20 protein-coding genes are annotated in these 19,004 nt (G+C 54.4%); 4 read left to right on the top strand and 16 right to left on the bottom strand.

Annotated features, from left to right (window positions below):
• Positions 1 to 189: 189 nt before the first annotated feature.
• Positions 190 to 399, top strand: coding sequence for a transcription antiterminator/RNA stability regulator CspE (gene cspE, locus O1722_RS16625; protein WP_002439184.1), 210 nt, complete (start codon positions 190 to 192; stop codon positions 397 to 399).
• A 219-nt stretch (positions 400 to 618) separates the two neighbouring features.
• Here cspE and crcB read toward each other — a convergent pair whose 3' ends face one another.
• Entirely contained in the window at positions 619 to 1,002 is a 384-nt protein-coding gene (crcB, locus tag O1722_RS16620) for a fluoride efflux transporter CrcB (protein ID WP_017382474.1), read from the bottom strand.
• Positions 1,003 to 1,069: 67 nt separating this feature from the next.
• Between crcB and O1722_RS16615 the strand changes: the two genes are divergently transcribed.
• Together O1722_RS16615 and tatE are read left to right on the top strand one after the other, a co-directional pair.
• Positions 1,070 to 1,858: a deaminated glutathione amidase gene (locus tag O1722_RS16615; protein ID WP_033486410.1), complete on the top strand. Its 789-nt coding sequence runs from the start codon at positions 1,070 to 1,072 to the stop codon at positions 1,856 to 1,858.
• Positions 1,859 to 1,983: 125 nt separating this feature from the next.
• Complete coding sequence (gene tatE / locus O1722_RS16610; protein ID WP_003858723.1) at positions 1,984 to 2,187, top strand: twin-arginine translocase subunit TatE; 204 nt, start codon at positions 1,984 to 1,986, stop codon at positions 2,185 to 2,187.
• Positions 2,188 to 2,267: 80 nt separating this feature from the next.
• Here the strand turns inward: tatE and lipA are convergent, their stop codons facing one another.
• The 14 genes from lipA to leuS all read right to left on the bottom strand — a co-directional run bounded on the left by lipA (position 2,268) and on the right by leuS (position 17,209).
• Positions 2,268 to 3,233 carry a lipoyl synthase gene (lipA, locus tag O1722_RS16605; protein WP_006809637.1) on the bottom strand — a complete coding sequence of 322 codons (966 nt, stop codon included), beginning with the start codon at positions 3,231 to 3,233 and terminating at the stop codon, positions 2,268 to 2,270.
• A gap of 207 nt (positions 3,234 to 3,440) precedes the next feature.
• The gene (locus O1722_RS16600) at positions 3,441 to 4,394 is read right to left on the bottom strand and encodes a YbeF family transcriptional regulator (RefSeq protein WP_032647690.1); all 954 of its coding nucleotides are present in this window, start codon (positions 4,392 to 4,394) and stop codon (positions 3,441 to 3,443) included.
• Between the two features lie 291 nt (positions 4,395 to 4,685).
• The gene (lipB, locus tag O1722_RS16595) at positions 4,686 to 5,327 is read right to left on the bottom strand and encodes a lipoyl(octanoyl) transferase LipB (protein ID WP_017382471.1); all 642 of its coding nucleotides are present in this window, start codon (positions 5,325 to 5,327) and stop codon (positions 4,686 to 4,688) included.
• A 94-nt stretch (positions 5,328 to 5,421) separates the two neighbouring features.
• On the bottom strand, positions 5,422 to 5,685 hold the full coding sequence (ybeD, locus tag O1722_RS16590; RefSeq protein WP_003858718.1) for a DUF493 family protein YbeD: 264 nt from the start codon (positions 5,683 to 5,685) through the stop codon (positions 5,422 to 5,424).
• A gap of 107 nt (positions 5,686 to 5,792) precedes the next feature.
• Positions 5,793 to 7,004 carry a D-alanyl-D-alanine carboxypeptidase DacA gene (dacA, locus tag O1722_RS16585; RefSeq protein WP_003858714.1) on the bottom strand — a complete coding sequence of 404 codons (1,212 nt, stop codon included), beginning with the start codon at positions 7,002 to 7,004 and terminating at the stop codon, positions 5,793 to 5,795.
• A gap of 139 nt (positions 7,005 to 7,143) precedes the next feature.
• Positions 7,144 to 8,250: an endolytic peptidoglycan transglycosylase RlpA gene (gene rlpA, locus O1722_RS16580; RefSeq protein ID WP_032652961.1), complete on the bottom strand. Its 1,107-nt coding sequence runs from the start codon at positions 8,248 to 8,250 to the stop codon at positions 7,144 to 7,146.
• 16 nt (positions 8,251 to 8,266) lie between these two features.
• Complete coding sequence (mrdB, locus tag O1722_RS16575) at positions 8,267 to 9,379, bottom strand: peptidoglycan glycosyltransferase MrdB (RefSeq protein ID WP_015571139.1); 1,113 nt, start codon at positions 9,377 to 9,379, stop codon at positions 8,267 to 8,269.
• A 2-nt stretch (positions 9,380 to 9,381) separates the two neighbouring features.
• On the bottom strand, positions 9,382 to 11,283 hold the full coding sequence (gene mrdA, locus O1722_RS16570) for a peptidoglycan DD-transpeptidase MrdA (protein ID WP_015571138.1): 1,902 nt from the start codon (positions 11,281 to 11,283) through the stop codon (positions 9,382 to 9,384).
• A 28-nt stretch (positions 11,284 to 11,311) separates the two neighbouring features.
• On the bottom strand, positions 11,312 to 11,779 hold the full coding sequence (gene rlmH / locus O1722_RS16565; protein WP_003858701.1) for a 23S rRNA (pseudouridine(1915)-N(3))-methyltransferase RlmH: 468 nt from the start codon (positions 11,777 to 11,779) through the stop codon (positions 11,312 to 11,314).
• A gap of 3 nt (positions 11,780 to 11,782) precedes the next feature.
• Positions 11,783 to 12,100 carry a ribosome silencing factor gene (gene rsfS / locus O1722_RS16560; RefSeq protein WP_003858696.1) on the bottom strand — a complete coding sequence of 106 codons (318 nt, stop codon included), beginning with the start codon at positions 12,098 to 12,100 and terminating at the stop codon, positions 11,783 to 11,785.
• 268 nt (positions 12,101 to 12,368) lie between these two features.
• On the bottom strand, positions 12,369 to 13,034 hold the full coding sequence (gene nadD / locus O1722_RS16555) for a nicotinate-nucleotide adenylyltransferase (RefSeq protein ID WP_033486409.1): 666 nt from the start codon (positions 13,032 to 13,034) through the stop codon (positions 12,369 to 12,371).
• Positions 13,027 to 14,058: a DNA polymerase III subunit delta gene (gene holA / locus O1722_RS16550; RefSeq protein WP_032671314.1), complete on the bottom strand. Its 1,032-nt coding sequence runs from the start codon at positions 14,056 to 14,058 to the stop codon at positions 13,027 to 13,029. The genes nadD and holA overlap by 8 nt, the downstream gene beginning before the upstream one ends.
• Positions 14,058 to 14,627 carry an LPS assembly lipoprotein LptE gene (gene lptE / locus O1722_RS16545; protein WP_006809628.1) on the bottom strand — a complete coding sequence of 190 codons (570 nt, stop codon included), beginning with the start codon at positions 14,625 to 14,627 and terminating at the stop codon, positions 14,058 to 14,060. Before lptE ends, holA begins: the two co-directional genes overlap by 1 nt.
• Positions 14,628 to 14,641: 14 nt before the next feature.
• Positions 14,642 to 17,209: a leucine--tRNA ligase gene (leuS, locus tag O1722_RS16540; RefSeq protein ID WP_479954354.1), complete on the bottom strand. Its 2,568-nt coding sequence runs from the start codon at positions 17,207 to 17,209 to the stop codon at positions 14,642 to 14,644.
• Between the two features lie 214 nt (positions 17,210 to 17,423).
• Between leuS and O1722_RS16535 the strand changes: the two genes are divergently transcribed.
• Entirely contained in the window at positions 17,424 to 17,906 is a 483-nt protein-coding gene (locus O1722_RS16535) for a zinc ribbon-containing protein (RefSeq protein WP_003858689.1), read from the top strand.
• A gap of 56 nt (positions 17,907 to 17,962) precedes the next feature.
• Here the strand turns inward: O1722_RS16535 and rihA are convergent, their stop codons facing one another.
• Positions 17,963 to 18,904: a pyrimidine-specific ribonucleoside hydrolase RihA gene (gene rihA, locus O1722_RS16530; protein WP_033486406.1), complete on the bottom strand. Its 942-nt coding sequence runs from the start codon at positions 18,902 to 18,904 to the stop codon at positions 17,963 to 17,965.
• Positions 18,905 to 19,004 lie beyond the last annotated feature (100 nt).

Genomic DNA, 19,004 nt, shown 5'->3' with positions numbered 1-19,004 from the left:
TGAATTTTTCTGCTAAATCGGCCAAAAAACGCACAGATATTGAAATGTAAAGGATAAAAATCGAACAGCGAAAATTAACGCGACTTTTGTCACTTTTTATCAAAGATCCGCTGGACAAAACGCCTCACAATTGTTGTACTGATACCCGACACAGCATTTGTGTCGTTTTTTAATGTAAAGGTAATTTTGATGTCTAAGATTAAAGGTAACGTTAAGTGGTTTAATGAGTCCAAAGGATTCGGTTTCATTACTCCTGAAGATGGCAGCAAAGACGTGTTCGTACACTTCTCTGCAATCCAGTCTAATGGTTTCAAAACTCTGGCTGAAGGTCAGCGCGTAGAGTTCGAAATCACTAACGGTGCCAAAGGCCCTTCTGCTGCTAACGTAATCGCTCTGTAATTCAGACGCGTCAGCAAGAATTTCAAAACCCGCTCAATGAGCGGGTTTTTTTCGTTCTGAATCAACCAATAAGATAGATCTTCAGGAAGCTGGCCACAATCGCGACGCTTAGCAATACCATACCCACGCCTGACAGAGTTTCTTTCATGCTATCACCCTCATTCAATATTGAGCCAAGAGTGACAGAGAAAAATTAAGCCAACATTAAGGTTGCCGCGCTTAATGTCCGCTGGCGGAGGAAAATAACCAGAATGCGATCGCAGTCATCGCAAACGAGCCAAGCATGTTAACGGCAATGTTGGTCAGCGCCCAGCCCATCCGGCCTTCCTGAAACAGAAAGACCACCTCCGCAGAGAAGGTAGAAAACGTTGTTAAACCGCCGCAGAAACCAGTTGTAATCAGAACCTTCCACATAGGGTCGATGTTGGTCATGCGATTAAACCAGGCCAGCCCCATCCCAATAATAAACGCCCCGATCAGATTTGCCGCCAGTGTCCCCATCGGAATGGCCTGATGCAGGGGGTTAAACCGCATGCTTAAGAGCCACCGCGCAACGCTACCCGTGCCTCCACCAATAAAAACGGCTATAAGTAGTTGTAACACTGTCAATACCTGCTATTTGCTGTGTAAGTGCGTCGAGTGTAACGCTGTTTTTAACCGGGAGACAATTATGTATGTTGCAGTAGGGCAGTTCGCGGTGACGCCGGACTGGAATGAAAACGCGGAAAAATGCGTCTCCCTGATGCATCAGGCGAAGCAAAAGGGGGCGTCGTTGCTGGTACTTCCCGAGGCGTTACTGGCCCGTGATGATGGCGATCCAGACCTGTCGGTAAAGTCTGCGCAAACGCTGGAAGGGGAGTTTCTGAAACGACTGCTGGCCGAAAGCGTTGGCAACACGCTCACCACCATCTTGACGGTCCATATTCCGTCCTCGCCGGGGCGCGCGGTAAACACGCTGGTGGCGATACGTGAGGGTGCCATCGTCGCGAGCTACGCCAAACTTCATCTGTATGATGCGTTCAGCGTTCAGGAGTCGCGCCTGGTCGATCCGGGGAGTGTAATTCCGCCGCTGATTGAGGTCGAGGGTTTTAAGATTGGCCTGATGACCTGCTACGATATCCGTTTTCCCGAGCTGGCGCTGAACCTGGCATTGCAGGGGGCCGAGGTGCTGGTTCTGCCTGCCGCGTGGGTCAAAGGACCGCTTAAGGAGCATCACTGGGCGACGCTGCTGGCAGCACGCGCGCTGGATACCACCTGTTACGTGGTAGCCGCGGGTGAATGTGGTAACAAAAATATCGGGCAGAGCAGGGTTGTCGATCCGCTGGGGGTGACGGTTGCGGCAGCAGCGGAGACACCTGCGTTATTGCTGACGGAGATAATTTTCGCCCGAATAGCGCTTGCGCGTCAGCAATTACCTGTTCTGCGCAACCGCAGGTTTGCGCCACCGCAATTAATGTGATGTTTTTTTCAACAATGCTTGATTCACCTTGTTACAGATTGCTATTGTGTGCACGCGCCAAATGACCGTTAATACGTTCAGGTTTTTTGGCGGAATGCAGCCTGTTTCATGTAAAGAAGGTATTTATGGGTGAGATTAGTATTACCAAACTGCTGGTGGTTGCCGCACTGGTCGTCCTGCTGTTCGGTACCAAGAAGTTACGCACGCTGGGTGGAGACCTGGGTGCTGCCATTAAGGGCTTTAAGAAAGCAATGAACGATGACGACGCGGCAGCAAAGAAAAGCGCCGAAGATGACATCACTGCACAGAAGCTTTCACACAAAGAGTAATGGCAATGCTGCAAGGCTTGCATAAAAAAACCGGCTCACGAGGCCGGTTTTTTGTTTTACTGTAAATAAATTTTACAGCTTTATTTCACTTCTTCGCCCTTCGCCTGCATATCGGCGTGATAAGAGGAGCGAACAAACGGACCGCACGCGGCATGGGTAAAGCCCATCGCCATCGCTTCGGCTTTCATTTCATCGAACTCATCCGGGCTCACGTAACGCTGTACAGGCAGGTGGTGACGGCTTGGCTGGAGGTACTGGCCCAGCGTCAGCATGGTGACGCCGTGGCGGCGCAGATCGCGCATCACTTCAATGATCTCAGCGTTGGTTTCACCCAGGCCGACCATCAGGCCGGACTTGGTTGGAATATGCGGATGGGCTTCTTTAAAGCGCTCCAGCAGCTTCAGCGACCAGTTGTAGTCTGCACCGGGACGTACCTGTCGGTAGATACGCGGTACGTTCTCCAGGTTGTGGTTGAACACATCTGGTGGCGTCGCGGTCAGGATATCGAGCGCGCGATCCATACGGCCACGGAAGTCTGGCACCAGCGTCTCAATCTTAATGTTCGGGCTTTTTTCGCGGATGGCGGTAATACAGTCAGCAAAATGCTGAGCACCGCCATCGCGCAGATCGTCACGGTCAACGGAGGTGATAACAACATAACGCAGCGCCATATCGGCAATCGTCTGCGCCAGTTTTTGCGGTTCGTTTGCGTCAGGCGCAACAGGACGGCCATGGGCAACGTCACAGAACGGACAGCGGCGGGTGCAGATGGCACCCAGAATCATAAATGTCGCGGTACCGTGATTGAAACATTCAGCAAGGTTAGGGCAGGAGGCCTCTTCACAGACAGAGTGAAGGCCATTTTTGCGCATCGCCGCTTTGATCCCCTGGATACGCGAAGAGTCGGCCGGAAGTTTGATTTTCATCCATTCCGGTTTTCTTAACAGCGCCTCGCGCTCTGTAGCCACGTTTTTAACCGGGATAAGGGCCATTTTATCGGCATCGCGGTATTTAACACCGCGTTCCATCACAATGGGTTTACTCATAGCGTGCGTGTTCCAGTTGCGAATATCGAAGGAAAGCGTTTCAATTCAAGGGAATGTTGTAATTATCAACTATTTTTGAACGAACGACAGGCAGTATATCATTTAAAGGGGCGATAAAGCAGCCTGCCAGGTCGCCAATTTGTAAAATAGTTGTTGTTTTGTGCCTTTTGCCCCGCTTGCGGCAGGGGCTTGTGCTGAAAGGCGGGATCAGAACGCCTGGCGGATCACGTTAATGACGTTTTCCAGCACCGGATCGCGCAGGCTTAGCTTGTTATAATGCAGTGAGATTTCAACAGATTCCGTCGTAAGTTGACTCAATGGAATGCTCTCCAGCGGCCAGCACTTTTGAAGCAGAGTGAAGAGACGCACAGGCATAATACAGAGCAAATCGCTGCTGCCAATAAGGGCCGCGAGGGTAAACATATTGTAACTGCTGAAGCTGATCAGACGGTCCGGGAACAGTTCGTCAATACGCTGGCGCAGCGGATCCGGACCCTGCCCCTCGGACATAAAGGTTGCATGTTCGTAATGACGCAAATTTTCAGGCGTCAAAGCTGCGCCCAAAGCAGGATGACTCTGACGACACACGAGCGCCAGAGAGTCGGTATAGAGAACGTTATGCCCTAATGCCCTGGCCGCGAAGCTGTTGCTGTCGATGATCAGGTCCGTCTGGAATTGTGCCAGCTGAGTTTCCGGATCGTTAACGGGCACGTTGCGGATCAGCAGCTGTGGCGCATGCTGTTTAACAGCCTGGTAAATAGCGGGCATGACCAGAACGCCCACAGAGGGAGAGGTGCCTATGGTGATGGTTCGTTGCTTATCGTAACTGCCGGTGAGATCCAGCGCGCCCAGAATCGATTCCAGACCCTGGCTGATGTACTCATGCAGATGGGTGGCGTACGCGGTGGGGGTTACGCCCTGGCCTTTACGAATAAATAAGGGATCGGGAAATATCGCGCGCAATTTTTGAATTGACTGGCTAATAGCGGAGGGCGTGAGATTAAGAATTTTCGCAGCATTAACGATACCTTTGTGGACATATACCGCCTCAAAAATAGTCAATAAATTGAGATCAATATTACGTAAAGTCCGGAAAATTTGCGGCTTATCTTCGCCGCTGGTTTCATTCAGGCGTTTGGCTGGTAAATTAGTAGGCTCCACGCTCTTACTCCGTATCCATTCACAATATGAATGATAGTTGAATTTATTTATTATGCTTGCAGAGATTCGTAAAGTGTTTCGCAAGTTTCCCTTGTTTATCGAAAACAAGCAGTTGGGTGATTATCACGCACGTTACACGATACCCGGTGATGGTACTATTAAGGTTCTAATTAATATGGGACGCTAATATATGGGCGACTCGAAAATATAGAATATGCGGTTTATTGTAAAGCGTAAATGCGGCAATTAAGCAGTGGCTGGTCAAATAACCGAACCACTGTCGGAAGTGTGTTAAGCAGCAATATATTCGTAGTCAGGATTGTTAAGCAGCGCTAAAAACTTCTTCAGAAGCACGGGGCGGATATTCTCAGGGGTGGCGGTATCGACCCACTGGCGCATTTGCGTCATTTCCATACCGGCATACCCGCATGGGTTGATGCGCTGGAAAGGGGTCAGATCCATATTGATATTCAGCGCCAGCCCGTGGAACGAGCAGCCTTTACGGATACGCAGCCCCAGCGAACAGATCTTCATCTCTCCCACGTAGACGCCCGGGGCATCGGCGCGAGGGTGAGCATCGATACCGTACTCAGCGAGCGTGTTCACCACGGTTTGTTCCAGTAAGGTCACGAGCTCACGCACGCCCAGCTTTCTGCGTTTCAGGTTAAGCAGGACATACATTACCTGCTGGCCCGGGCCGTGGTAGGTTACCTGTCCACCGCGATCGCTCTGGATCACCGGGATATCACCCGTCATCAATAAATGTTCGGCTTTTCCTGCCTGGCCTTGAGTAAACACCGGCAAGTGTTCAACCAGCCAGATTTCATCAGGGGTGGTGTCATCGCGCATATCGGTAAAGTCATGCATAGCCTGAGAGACTGGCTCGTAAGGCTGTAGCCCAAGATGGCGGACAAGAATTTTATCCTGGTACAAAAGGACGTCTCCGAAGACAAGGGAGAATAGGTAACGGGGAGTATATCACAGCGGGGAAGTGGGTTACCCGGCAAACCGGGTAACCGCTGAGGGACTACAGCACCATACGAACAATTTCGATATTGCCGAGCTCTTCGTACAGCGTCTCAACCTGCTCAATATGTGTCGCAGTGATGGTGATTGAGACCGAGTGGTAGTTACCTTTGCTGCTCGGTTTGACTGATGGAGAGTAGTCACCCGGCGCATGGCGCTGTACCACTTCAACCACCTGATCAACCAGCTCAGGTTTCGCCAGACCCATTACTTTGTAAGTAAAAGGGGTAGGGAATTCAAGCAGTTCGTTAAGTTTGGTTTTCATGTCAGCTCCGGCGTGTGTATAAAAAATAATAACTCCCGCCACGGGGCGGGAGTTTTACTGATACGTAGTATATGGGGATCAAAATCACACTTTCAAGTGTTCGATTTTTAACCAAACCAGTGATGGAACATCAGCTTAATGTAATCAATGATTTTGCCGAAGAAATTGCCTTCAGGAATTTCCTCCAGCACCACCAGCGGGCGCTGATCGATGGTTTTGCCATCCAGCTGGAAGTTAATCGTACCCACGACCTGATTCTTTTGCAGCGGGGCGTGCAGCTCGGTGGTATTCAGCACGTAGCTGGCTTTCAGATCTTTCATACGACCGCGTGGGATCGTCAGATAGAGATCTTTGTCCACGCCCAGGGAAGCGCGATCGTTATCGCCAAACCAGACAGGTTCAGAGGCAAATTCTTTACCGGCTTTCAGCGGGTTCACGGTTTCGAAGAAGCGGAAGCCCCAGGTCAGCAGCTTTTTGCTTTCCGTTTCGCGGCCTTTAAACGTACGTCCCCCCATCACGGCAGAGATCAGACGCATCTGGCCTTCAGTGGCGGAGGCCACCAGGTTATAGCCGGCTTTATCGGTGTGGCCAGTTTTGATGCCGTCGACGTTCAGGCTGTTGTCCCACAGCAGGCCGTTACGGTTGGTCTGACGAATGCCGTTGAAGGTGAACTCTTTCTCTTTGTAGATAGAGTACTCGTTTGGCACATCGCGGATCAGCGCCTGACCGATCAGCGCCATGTCACGCGCGGAGCTGTACTGACCCTCGGCGTCCAGGCCGTGAACGGTCTGGAAGTGGCTGTTTTTCAGGCCCAGGGCGGAGACGTAGCTGTTCATCAGGCCCACAAACGCGTCCTGGCTGCCCGCTGCAAAATCGGCCATGGCCACGCAGGCGTCGTTACCGGACTGCAAGTTGATGCCACGGATAAGCTGAGAGACCGGAACCTGCATGCCTGGCTTCAGGAACATCAGCGATGAACCTTTGAACACCGGGTTGCCGGTTGCCCACGCATCGTTACCGATGGTCACCAGGTCGGTTTCTTTGAATTTGCCTGCTTTCATGGCCTGGCCGATAACATAGCTGGTCATCATTTTGGTCAGGCTGGCCGGATCGCGGCGGGCATCGGCGTTCTGTTCTGCCAGAACTTTGCCGGAGTTGTAATCAATCAGGATGTAGGATTCCGCGTCGATCTGCGGAACGCCAGGGATCATGGTCTTGATGTTCAGGTCGTCCGCGTGAGCTGCGGAGAACGCAGCAGCGCAAAGGGCCGTGGTCAGCGCCATGCGCTGCACAAAACGAGCAGAAAAAGTGGTCTTCATGGTCAGAACTACGACATCCGTAATGGAATTAAAAAAAGTGCCTTACTATAGCAAATGCTATACGGGCAGGCATCCGACTTTCATCATGAGAGTGTTAACGTGCTTTACACAAACTGACATTTCGGATACCACCGAATAATTATTTTGCAACAGCGATAAACGACTGGAGCTGCGCCTCGCTCTGCAAACGCTGTTGCAGGGACGCTGCCTGCGATTTGCTGGCAAACGGACCCATCTGGATACGCCATACCGCACCGTTTTGCTCAACGCGGCCTGGCACGCCAAACTGCTTGCTTAAACGCTGCTGATATTGCTCTGCACGGGTCCGATCGCTGACGGCGCCAACCTGAACCACGTAGCTGCCGCTCGCCGTCGCAGGCGCCGCAGTCTGCGTAGCAGCAGGCGCGGTCACCGGGGCGGCTTGTGTAGCGGGTGCAGCAGCGACGGGCGCAGGCGCTGGGGCAGGTTCATTTGATTCAATCACGCCCGGCGCTAACGTGGTGGGTGCGCCAAGGAAACCACTGCTTTTCACCGGGGCGCCGGTCGCGTCTTCACTTTGCAGCGTATCGTTGCTGATAGCACGCACTTCACCCTGCGGCTGTGCGGGCTCTGCCGGCGTTGAAGCGCCCCCCATACCACCGCTCAGATCCGGGCGAGCGGGCAGGGCATAGGTCTGTTTCGCGACCGTGGTACAGGCCGTGCCCGGGCCAGACAGTGAACCATCCTGCGCCACGATAATCGGGTCGATACGCACTTTAGTATTGTTTGAGGTGTTCAGACGGTCGGCCGCCGCGCGGGACAGGGAGATCACGCGATCGGTGCCGTAAGGGCCGCGATCGTTGATACGCACCACGATCATTCGGCCATTCGCCAGGTTAGTGATGCGTGCATAGCTCGGGACAGGCAACGTCGGGTGTGCCGCCGTGATCTGCATCGGATCGAAGGTTTCACCCGACGCGGTCAGATTGCTGCCGGGCTCAGCGTCATAGATGGCAGCAAAGCCAGCCTGGCTGAAACGGGAAGGATCCTGAACGATTTTATAGCTTTTACCGTCGCGCTGATAATCCTGATTCACGCTGGCGTTCAGCGGTTCATAAACGGGATCGGCACCGCTAATCTCAACAATCGGGCCATTACAGACCGCAGGCTGCGGCGGCGCGACGGTTGCCTGTTGCTGACCATCATCACTTGTACAGGCGGCAAGTAAACTTGCTGCGATGCAGATCCCCAGCCACTGCTTACGCATTGCGATCCCCTTATTTTTATACGCTTTTGGACAACATTTTCCTGTGGGTATGGATCGACATGACGATACCAAACCCGGCCATCAACACGATCAGTGCCGAGCCCCCGTAACTCACCAGCGGCAGCGGTACGCCAACAACCGGCAGAATACCACTCACCATACCAATATTTACGAAGACATAAACGAACAAAATCAACATTAATCCGCCTGCCATCACGCGACCAAAGGTGGTTTGCGCGCGCGCGGCAATCCACAAACCTCGCATGATCAGCAGCACGTAGAGTGCAAGCAGCACCAGGATGCCAACCAGCCCTAACTCCTCAGCCAGAACGGCAAAGATAAAGTCGGTGTGGCGTTCCGGTAAAAATTCGAGCTGCGACTGCGTACCGTGCAGCCAGCCTTTACCACGCAGGCCTCCGGAGCCAATCGCAATCTTCGACTGAATAATATGATAGCCTGCGCCCAGCGGATCGGTCTCGGGATCGAGCAGCATCATAACGCGCTGACGCTGGTAATCATGCATCAGGAAGAACCAGAGGATGGGGATAAACGCGGCAACCAGCACCACGGCGATACCAATCAGACGCCAGCTCAGGCCGGACAGGAAGAGGACGAACAGGCCGGAGAGGGCGATAAGAATTGAAGTACCGAGGTCCGGCTGTGCGGCCACGAGCAGCGTCGGCAGGAAAATCAGCACCAGCGCAATGGCGGTATTTTTCAACGACGGCGGGCAGACGTCGCGGTTAATAAAACGCGCCACCATCAGCGGGACGGCGATTTTGGCGATTTCCGACGGCTGGAAGCGGACAATCCCCAGATCCAGCCAGCGTTGCGCCCCTTTCGAGATGGCGCCGAAAGCATCTACTGCCACCAATAAAATAATACAGAAAATATAGAGATAGGGCGCCCAGCCCTCGTACACGCGCGGCGGTATTTGCGCCATCACCACCATAATGACCAGACCCATGGCGATCTGGCCGATTTTACGCTCCATCATGCCGATATCCTGGCCGCTGGCGCTCCAGATAACGAGGGCGCTATAGACCAGCAGAGCCAGCAGGATCAGCAGCATGGCAGGGTCGATGTGGATCTTGTCCCACAGCGATTTTTTATTCGGATTATCCGTCATGATTATTGGTCCTCCGCCGCAGCGGCTGCCGGGTTTTCAGCTGGCAGTTCGGTGTTGTTGTCACCCAGCATGATGTGGTCGAGGATTTGACGCATGATGGTACCCACCGCCGGGCCTGCGCCGCCGTTCTCAAGAATCATCGCCACCGCAACCTGCGGGTTATCATAAGGGGCAAACGCCGTCATGAGCTTGTGGTCACGCAGACGTTCGGCAATTTTATGTGCGTTATAAGTTTCATTCGCTTTCAGACCGAAGACCTGAGCCGTACCTGATTTCGCGGCTACCTTATACGGTGCGCCAGCGAAATATTTGTGCGCCGTCCCGTTAGGGCGGTTGGCTACACCGTACATGCCGTCTTTCGCGATTTCCCAGTACCCGGAATGAATGTCACCCACCGGCGGCTCGTGCGGCTGTATCCATGGCACTTTTTTGCCGTCTTCAACGGTGCTTTGCAGCAGGTGCGGCACTTTCACAACGCCATCGTTAATGAGGATCATCATCGCCTTGTTCATTTGCAACGGCGTTGCCGTCCAGTAGCCCTGGCCGATCCCTACCGGAATGGTGTCACCCTGATACCAGGGTTTTTTAAAGCGCTTCAGCTTCCATTCGCGGGTTGGCATGTTGCCGGAACGCTCTTCAGCCAAATCTATACCGGTGTAATGCCCGTAGCCGAATTTGCTCATCCATTCAGACAGACGGTCAATACCCATGTCGTAGGCGACCTGATAGAAGAAGGTATCCGCCGACTCCTCCAGTGATTTGGTCACGTTCAGATGGCCGTGGCCCCATTTTTTCCAGTCGCGGTAGCGTTTCTCAGAGCCAGGCAACTGCCACCAGCCGGGGTCAAACAGACTGGTATTGCGGGTGATGACGCCCGCGCTTAGCGCAGACACGGCGACATACGGTTTAACCGTTGAAGCTGGAGGATAAACCCCCTGCGTCGCGCGATTCACCAGCGGCGTGTTTGGATCGTTGAGCAGGCCGGAGTAATCCTTGCTGGAGATACCATCCACGAACAGGTTCGGATCGTAGCTTGGCATCGAAACCATCGCCAGAATGCCGCCGGTACGCGGGTCGGTCACAATAACCGCAGCACGGCTACCCGCCAGCAGCGTCTCGATATACTGCTGTAGCTTCAGGTCGAGCGTCAGATAGACGTCATGCCCCGCCTGCGGGGGAACCTCTTTCAGCTGACGGATCACGCGGCCACGGTTGTTAACTTCAACCTCTTCATACCCGGTCTGACCGTGCAGCACGTCTTCGTAATAACGTTCGATCCCCAGCTTGCCAATATCATGGGTTGCGGCGTAGTTAGCCAGCTTGCCGTCTTTATCAAGGCGTTCGACGTCTTTATCGTTGATTTTGGAGACGTAACCAATGACGTGCGTCAGCGCGGAGCCGTAAGGATAGTAGCGGCGTTTATAGCCTTTGACTTCCACACCGGGGAAACGGTACTGGTTAACGGCAAAACGGGCGACCTGCACTTCCGTCAGGTTGGTTTTTACCGGAATGGAGGTGAAGCGGTGAGAACGTGCGCGCTCTTTTTTGAACGCAGCGATATCGTCATCAGTCAGGTCGACAACGCTTCTCAGCGCGTTCAGGGTATCCTGCACGTTATCCACTTTCTCGGGCATCATCTCTATCTGGTAGATGGTGCGATTAAGCGCCAGCGGCGTGCCGTTACGATCGTAGATAATGCCGCGGCTGGGCGCGATGGGCACCAGCTTGATACGGTTTTCGTTTGAGCGGGTCTGGTAATCGGTATAGCGGACAATTTGCAGATTATAGAGGTTGGCGATCAGCACGCCGGTAAGCAGCAAAATCCCCGTAAAGGCGACCAGCGCCCGGCGCACAAACAGCGCGGACTCAGCCGTATAGTCGCGAAAAGAATTCTGTAGTTTCATCCGCTGCTTAAATTACCCTGGTCAGTCATTACTCGCGGTGATAAGGGTGGTTGGTAGTGATGCTCCATGCGCGATACAAACTTTCTGCCACGAGAACCCGTACAAGCGGGTGGGGCAGCGTCAGCGCCGAGAGTGACCAACTTTGTTCTGCTGCCGCTTTGCAGGCGGGAGATAACCCCTCTGGTCCGCCAATCAACAGACTGACGTCCCGACCATCCTGCTTCCAGCGCTCCAGTTCGTGCGCCAGCTGCGGCGTATCCCAGGGTTTGCCCGGAATATCGAGGGTCACGATGCGGTTTTTGCCTGCGGCAGCCAGCATCAGTTCTCCCTCTTTATCGAGAATACGTTTGATATCTGCGTTCTTGCCGCGCTTTCCTGCTGGGATCTCCACCAGTTCGAACGGCATATCTTTTGGAAAACGACGCAGATACTCAGTAAAACCGGTTTGTACCCAGTCCGGCATTTTGGTGCCGACGGCGACCAGCTGCAACTTCACGCATTAACCCCAGAGTTTTTCCAGCTCATACAGGCGACGGCTCTCTTCCTGCATGACGTGGACAATCACATCGCCGAGATCGACAACCACCCAGTCAGCGGTCGCTTCACCTTCAACGCCCAGCGGAAGCAGCCCTGCCGCACGCGATTCCTGAACAACATGGTCAGCAATCGAAACAACGTGACGAGTTGAGGTCCCGGTGCAGATGATCATGCAGTCGGTGATGCTGGATTTACCCTTAACGTCGATAGCGATGATGTCCTGACCTTTCAGGTCATCAATTTTGTCGATAACAAAATCCTGGAGTGCTTTACCCTGCAAGTTTTCCCCCTGGGTGAATGAGATTGTACAACTATGAATTCGTGGCCAGTCAGTATACCTGAACTGACGCCAGTCGCGGGACAAATGTCACCGCCCGGCTTTTGAAGGCGGGTATCATCCCACCCTCCGCCTGAGATTGCATCGCCATTTTTGTAAAACAATTTCTGTAAAGCAGCGATCGGCGGGAAAGTCTGGCAGCGGAGGATATCAGTATGGCTTAGCCTGTCAAGGCAGGATAATCATTAACGGACAATTTCGCCGGCGATGCTCAGACATCTGTACTTTTCTGATACAGACCGTGTGCGTGGATATAGGCCAGCACGGGCGAGGGGAGGAGATCGTCACAGTCTAAACCCTGCTGGAGACGCTCGCGGATGAGGGTCGCGGAAATATCAAACCACGGCGTTTCAGCGAGATAAATTTTCCCGGCGGGGAGACTGTGCAGGTCTTCTATATTGTCCGTCAGATGCGCGTCAAGCCACTGCTGATGCTGTGCGTCGCGCATGTTCAGCGGGTAGCCCGGACGGCGGCAGACCAGCAGATGACTGTTTTCCAGAATGGTTTCGTACTGGTACCAGCTGGGAAAATTGAGCAAGGAATCCTGGCCGATGATAAACGCCAGCGGTTTCATGGGCCCTTGCTCAGCGCGCCACTCCCGCAGCGTTTGCGATGTCCAGGAAGGGGTATCCCTGCGCAGTTCACGCTCATCCAGCGTGAAGAGAGGCTTATCGGCGATAGCCAGTGCGAGCATCGCTTTACGCTGCTCGCTGGTTGCTTCTGGCTGAGGACGGTGCGGCGGAACATTGTTGGGCATGATGATTACCCGCTGCAACCCAATCAAATTCGCGAGGATTTCTACCGGCTTAAGATGCCCATAGTGTACCGGGTCGAAGGTCCCGCCATACATTGCCTGTAAAGAATGCATATCACCCATCGATAAATACGTCTGCCAGCGCCTTATGGCAGAGCAGCAAAGAGAGGCTCTCCAGCTCCGCCCAGACAGACTGGCCGTAATCCTGTTTTAACGTCAGTTCGGCGCGCATCAGAAGTTGTACTGCCTGACGCAACTGCTCCTGGCTCAGGCGGTTTATCGCCTCCGTGGTCATCGCCCGACGGTTTTGCCAGACGCGATGTTTGTCGAATAAGGCGCGCAGGGGCGTGTGTGCTGACTGGCGTTTAAGGTTGTTCAGCAGCAGTAATTCGCGCTGGAGCGTACGGAGCAGGATGACCGGCTCACTCCCTTCCAGGCGCAGCTGTTGCAGGATGTGCAGAGCACGCTTACTTTTCGCCGACAGCAGCGCATCAACCCAGTGGAAGGGGGTAAAGTGCGCGGCATCATTCACCGCCTGTTCCACGCGCGGCAGCGTCAGCTTACCATCGGGCCACAGCAGGGCGAGCCTGTCCAGCGCCTGCGCCAGTGCCAGAAGGTTGCCTTCGTAGCAGTAGCACAGGAGCTGACTGGCGGCCTCATCCAGCTGCAAATTGTGCTGCTTTGCTCGCGCGGCAACCCATTTTGGCAGATGCGCCTGCTCTGGCGTCTGGCAGGTGACCAGCACCGCACTGGGGGCTAGCCGGGTAAACCAGGCCGCGTTTTCCTGCGCTTTTGTGAGTTTGTTGCCGCGTACGATAAGCAGCAGATCGCCGTGTAACAAACTCACCAGCATAGCCAGCTGTTCATTGATGGCAGCGTTAGGACCATTCTCCGGCAGCAGGATCTGGATTGTCTGACGAGAGGCAAACAGGCTCATGGCCTGACAAAGCGAGAAGATAGCGTTCCAGTCGGTACTGTTATCGATCTGGAACGTATGATGCTCATCGAAACCCTGCGCGGCTGCCGCATGGCGAACCGCATCAAGGCTTTCCTGAAGTAACAGGGGGTCATTGCCGAGTAGCAGATAGGCCGCGCGCAGCCCTTCGTTGAGCTGCGCGCGGAGTTGTTCAGGATACAACCTGATCATCAGTTACCCAGAGACGTTGGCATATCCGGCGTGCTGGCATCCGGTGTTTCGATGACGTCAGCGCCTTTTTTCGTCGACGCGGCAATGGCAGGCAGTCTGCGGATCAGCTGTTCCGCGGCCTTATCGTACATCTCTTTGATGATAATCTGCTGTTCGGCGTCTTTTGCCAGCGCCGTCTGCGGGTTATCGAAGAACGAGCGGTAGACTTTGGTATTGATAGGGTAAATATCTTTACCTGGCATCAAGACGGCCGCATCAACGGTAAGCACCATCTGATATTCCGCCGTTCGCCCATCCTGGAAGATCGAGGCCGTATCTTGTGACAGCGTTGATTTCAGGACGCGAAGCGAAGGAACATCCTGACGCAGGGTTCCCTTCTCGATCAGCTCAACATCGTTCAAACGCAGCTGGTTACGAATGGCCCGGCTTAGCGGTCCGTTCGGATCGGATGAGTCGAAGATCATCGTTTTCATCTGAGCAGGCACTGCCGTGGTGTTGCGCAGGTGCCAGCCACAGCCAGCGGTGACCAGCACCGCCAGAGATAAGAGTATTGTTGCCAGTTGTCGCACGTTTCCTCCCGCGCTTAGCCAACGACCAGATTCAGCAGTTTACCAGGTACGTAGATCACTTTACGTACGGTAACGCCCTCAAGGTATTTCGCGACCAGATGCTCCTGGCCTGCGCGCTCGCGAACCTGTTCTTCGGTTGCGTCGACCGCGACGGTAATTTTACCGCGCACTTTACCGTTAACCTGCACCACCACCAGCGTGGTGTTTTCCACCATAGCGGATTCATCCGCCACTGGCCACGGCGCGTTGTCGATATCGCCTTCGCCTTTCAGCTCCTGCCACAGGGTGAAGCTAACGTGCGGCGTGAACGGGTTAAGCATGCGAACGACCGCCAGCAGCGCTTCACGCATTAAGGCGCGATCCTGCTCGCCGTCCTGCGGGGCTTTCGCCAGCTTGTTCATCAGTTCCATAATAGCCGCAATTGCGGTATTGAAGGTCTGACGACGACCAATATCATCGGTGACTTTCGCAATGGTTTTATGAACATCACGACGCAGCGCCTGCTGATCTTCGCTCAGTGCAGCCACGTTCAGCGCTGGCGCATCTCCCTGAGAGGTGTGCTCGTACACCAGTTTCCAGACGCGTTTCAGGAAGCGGTTTGCCCCTTCAACGCCGGATTCCTGCCATTCCAGCGTCATATCTGCCGGGGAGGCGAACATCATGAACAGACGCACGGTGTCAGCGCCGTAACGCTCAACCATTACCTGCGGGTCGATACCGTTATTTTTCGACTTGGACATCTTGCTCATGCCGGTATACACCAGTTCATGACCTTCGGCGTCTTTCGCCTTCACGATACGGCCTTTCTCGTCGCGCTCCACAATCGCATCAACCGGAGAAACCCAGTTACGCTCGCCGTTCGCGCCAACGTAGTAGAACGCATCTGCCAGCACCATACCCTGACACAGCAGCTGTTTTGCCGGCTCGTCGGAGTTGACGAGGCCTGCGTCACGCATCAGTTTGTGGAAGAAGCGGAAGTAGAGCAGGTGCATGATGGCGTGTTCAATGCCACCGATGTAGATGTCTACCGGCAGCCAGTAGTTTGCTGCATCGGAATCCAGCATGCCTTCTTTGTACTGCGGGCAGGTGTAGCGCGCATAGTACCAGGAGGATTCCATAAAGGTGTCGAAGGTGTCGGTTTCACGCAGCGCTGGCTGACCGTTGACGGTGGTTTTCGCCCACTCAGGATCGGCTTTGATCGGGCTGGTGATGCCGTCCATGACCACGTCTTCCGGCAGGATCACCGGCAGCTGATCTTCCGGCGTTGGCATCACGGTGCCATTTTCCAGAGTCACCATTGGGATTGGCGCACCCCAGTAACGCTGACGGGAAACGCCCCAGTCGCGCAGACGGTAGTTCACTTTACGCTCGCCCACGCCCAGGGAGGCCAGCTTGTCGGCGATGGCGTTGAAGCCTTCTTCGAAGCTAAGGCCGCTGAACTCACCGGAGTTAAACAGGGTGCCTTTTTCAGTCAGCGCTTGCTCAGAGCCGTCAGCAGCAAGAATAACAGGCTTGATGGTCAGGCCGTATTTGGTGGCAAATTCGTAGTCGCGCTGGTCGTGACCCGGCACGGCCATCACTGCGCCTGTGCCGTATTCCATCAGTACGAAGTTGGCTGCCCAGACAGGGATCGCTTCGCCCGTCAGCGGGTGAATGGCTTTAAAGTCGGTATCAACGCCTTTTTTCTCCATCGTCGCCATGTCGGCTTCGGCCACTTTAGTATTGCGGCATTCGTCGATGAAGGTCGCCAGTTCCGGATTGTTTTCTGCCGCTTTCTGCGCCAGCGGGTGACCTGCGGCCACGGCCAGGTAGGTCGCGCCCATGAAGGTGTCCGGACGGGTGGTATAGACGGTCAGGGTCTGGTCGTAGTTCTCAACGTTGAAGGTAATTTCCACACCTTCGGAACGGCCGATCCAGTTGCGCTGCATGGTCTTAACGGTATCTGGCCAGTGGTCCAGATTATCCAGATCGTTCAGCAGTTCGTCAGCGTAGGCGGTGATTTTGATAAACCACTGTGGGATCTCTTTACGCTCTACTTTGGTGTCGCAGCGCCAGCAGCAGCCGTCGATAACCTGCTCGTTCGCGAGAACGGTCTGGTCATTCGGACACCAGTTAACGGCAGAGGTCTTCTTGTACACCAGGCCTTTTTTATACAGCTCGGTGAAGAATTTCTGCTCCCAGCGGTAGTATTCCGGGGTACAGGTTGCCAGCTCGCGGCTCCAGTCATAGCCAAAGCCCAGCATTTTCAGCTGGTTTTTCATGTACGCAATGTTGTCGTACGTCCACGGAGCCGGTGCCGTGTTGTTTTTCACCGCCGCGCCTTCAGCAGGCAGGCCGAACGCATCCCAGCCGATAGGCTGAAGAACGTTTTTGCCCAGCATACGCTGGTAGCGCGCAATCACGTCACCGATGGTGTAGTTACGCACGTGGCCCATGTGTAGTCGACCAGAAGGATAGGGAAGCATCGACAGGCAGTAATACTTCTCTTTGCTCTCGTCTTCGGTTACTTCAAAGGTGCGCTTCTCGTCCCAGTGTTGCTGGACTTTTGATTCTATCTCTTCCGGGCGGTATTGCTCTTGCATGGCAGCCAGTGGTCCTGTGTTCAATACAGCTACAAATGTAGCCAATGGATGTGGTAATTCAGATCCGCATAGCATAGCCCAAACGCCCGCGTCAAAACAGCCTTTCACGCAAATGCACTTTGCAGGAATTTACCGGGTCTGTGCTTCACCTGACAAAGCGGCGGCGAAATAAGGTCTATTATTAGAGACAGTTACTTACCCGGGAGGCAAAATGATGAACAAGGTTGCTCAATTTTACCGTGAACTGGTAGCGACTCTGACGGAACGGCTGCGTAACGGCGAGCGTGATATCGACGCGCTGGTCGAACAGGCACGCGCACGCGTGACGCAAACGGGTGAGTTAACGCGAACCGAAGTGGAAGAGGTGACGCGCGCCGTGCGCCGTGACCTGGAGGAGTTCGCGCGAAGCTATGAAGAGAGCCAGGACGAGATCGCCGACAGCGTTTTTATGCGGGTCATCAAAGAGAGCCTGTGGCAGGAGCTGGCGGATATTACCGATAAAACTCAGCTGGAATGGCGTGAGGTGTTTCAGGATTTAAACCACCACGGTGTCTATCACAGCGGCGAAGTAGTGGGGTTGGGGAACCTGGTGTGTGAGAAGTGCCACCACCATATCGCCGTTTATACGCCGGAGGTGCTGTCGCTGTGTCCGAAGTGCGGGCACGACCAGTTCCAGCGTCGACCATTTGAGCCGTAGGTAAAAGCAAAATTGTTTGCACCCTCTCCCTGTGGGAGAGGGGCGGGGTGAGGGCATCAGGCCGCAGAATAATAAGCCAGCCGCTCCGCCAGCAAATCCACAAACGCTTCCCGATCGATATCCACCATTACCGTGGTATTCGGCTTGTTTCCCGTCAATGAGTAATAGTCCACCACCGTCATTCCCTGGGTATATTTCCCCTGTGTTTCCACACCAACCCAACGCTCGACCGTGGTAAACATTTCCGGCTTCAGCAGCCAGGCGATGGTGCATGGGTCATGCAGCGGGGCGCCGTGGAAGCCCCACTTCTCGGCTTTGTGATACTCCATAAAGAAGTCGAGCAGCTCGGCCACGGTCGTTGCAACCGGGTTGCCCACGGCGCGGAAGCGTTCAATATCGTCTGTCATAATCTGTGCCCGATGCGTCACGTCCAGCCCCGCCATCACAATCGGCAGGCCCGACTGGAAGACGATTTCCGCGGCTTCCGGGTCAACGAAGATGTTGAACTCTGCTGCTGGCGTCCAGTTCCCCAGCCCCATTGCCCCGCCCATGATGACGATACGGGCGATGTTGCTGTGCAGTTCAGGATGGCTGTTCAGCAGCAGCGCTACGTTGGTCTGCGGGCCGGTCGCCACCAGCGTCACGGGCTCTGCGCTCTCACGCAGCACCTTCGCCATGAGCTCGACGGCAGTGCAGTTTTGCGGTGTGAAATTCGGCTCCGGTAGCGCCGGGCCATCCAGCCCACTTTCACCGTGAACATTATCCGCAATGATCAGCTCGCGCATCAGTGGCTTAACGGCGCCACCTGCGACCGGAATATCGGTGCGTTTCAGCAGCGTCAACATGCGCAACACGTTTCGCAAGGTTTTATCCGGCGTCTGGTTCCCGGCGGAGGAGGTGACAGCTTTTACGTCCAGTTCAGGGGAAGCAAGAGCAAGGACGAGTGCGATCGCGTCATCATGACCCGGATCGCAGTCGAGAATAATTGGCTGTGCCATAGCGTTCTCCATTCTCAGCATTATTTGTGACAAGGTTAACGCTGCGATGTGATGCCGAATAGAAAAAGAGATCTAAAGCGTGAAGCAGTGCGCAATCCGC

The sequence above is a fragment of the Enterobacter cloacae complex sp. HYC003_NIDB genome (assembly GCF_056673375.1).
This window is presented reverse-complemented; position numbering and strand designations above follow the sequence as displayed.

Coding starts and splice junctions, on each gene's coding strand:
- holA (WP_032671314.1), bottom strand. CDS start 14,058: ATGATCAGGTTGTATCCTGAACAACTCCGCGCGCAGCTCAACGAAGGG.
- cspE (WP_002439184.1), top strand. CDS start 190: ATGTCTAAGATTAAAGGTAACGTTAAGTGGTTTAATGAGTCCAAAGGA.
- O1722_RS16535 (WP_003858689.1), top strand. CDS start 17,424: ATGAACAAGGTTGCTCAATTTTACCGTGAACTGGTAGCGACTCTGACG.
- dacA (WP_003858714.1), bottom strand. CDS start 7,004: ATGAAGACCACTTTTTCTGCTCGTTTTGTGCAGCGCATGGCGCTGACC.
- rihA (WP_033486406.1), bottom strand. CDS start 18,904: ATGGCACAGCCAATTATTCTCGACTGCGATCCGGGTCATGATGACGCG.
- ybeD (WP_003858718.1), bottom strand. CDS start 5,685: ATGAAAACCAAACTTAACGAACTGCTTGAATTCCCTACCCCTTTTACT.
- tatE (WP_003858723.1), top strand. CDS start 1,984: ATGGGTGAGATTAGTATTACCAAACTGCTGGTGGTTGCCGCACTGGTC.
- mrdB (WP_015571139.1), bottom strand. CDS start 9,379: ATGACGGATAATCCGAATAAAAAATCGCTGTGGGACAAGATCCACATC.
- lipA (WP_006809637.1), bottom strand. CDS start 3,233: ATGAGTAAACCCATTGTGATGGAACGCGGTGTTAAATACCGCGATGCC.
- leuS (WP_479954354.1), bottom strand. CDS start 17,209: ATGCAAGAGCAATACCGCCCGGAAGAGATAGAATCAAAAGTCCAGCAA.
- mrdA (WP_015571138.1), bottom strand. CDS start 11,283: ATGAAACTACAGAATTCTTTTCGCGACTATACGGCTGAGTCCGCGCTG.
- nadD (WP_033486409.1), bottom strand. CDS start 13,034: ATGGGTGATATGCATTCTTTACAGGCAATGTATGGCGGGACCTTCGAC.
- O1722_RS16615 (WP_033486410.1), top strand. CDS start 1,070: ATGTATGTTGCAGTAGGGCAGTTCGCGGTGACGCCGGACTGGAATGAA.
- rlpA (WP_032652961.1), bottom strand. CDS start 8,250: ATGCGTAAGCAGTGGCTGGGGATCTGCATCGCAGCAAGTTTACTTGCC.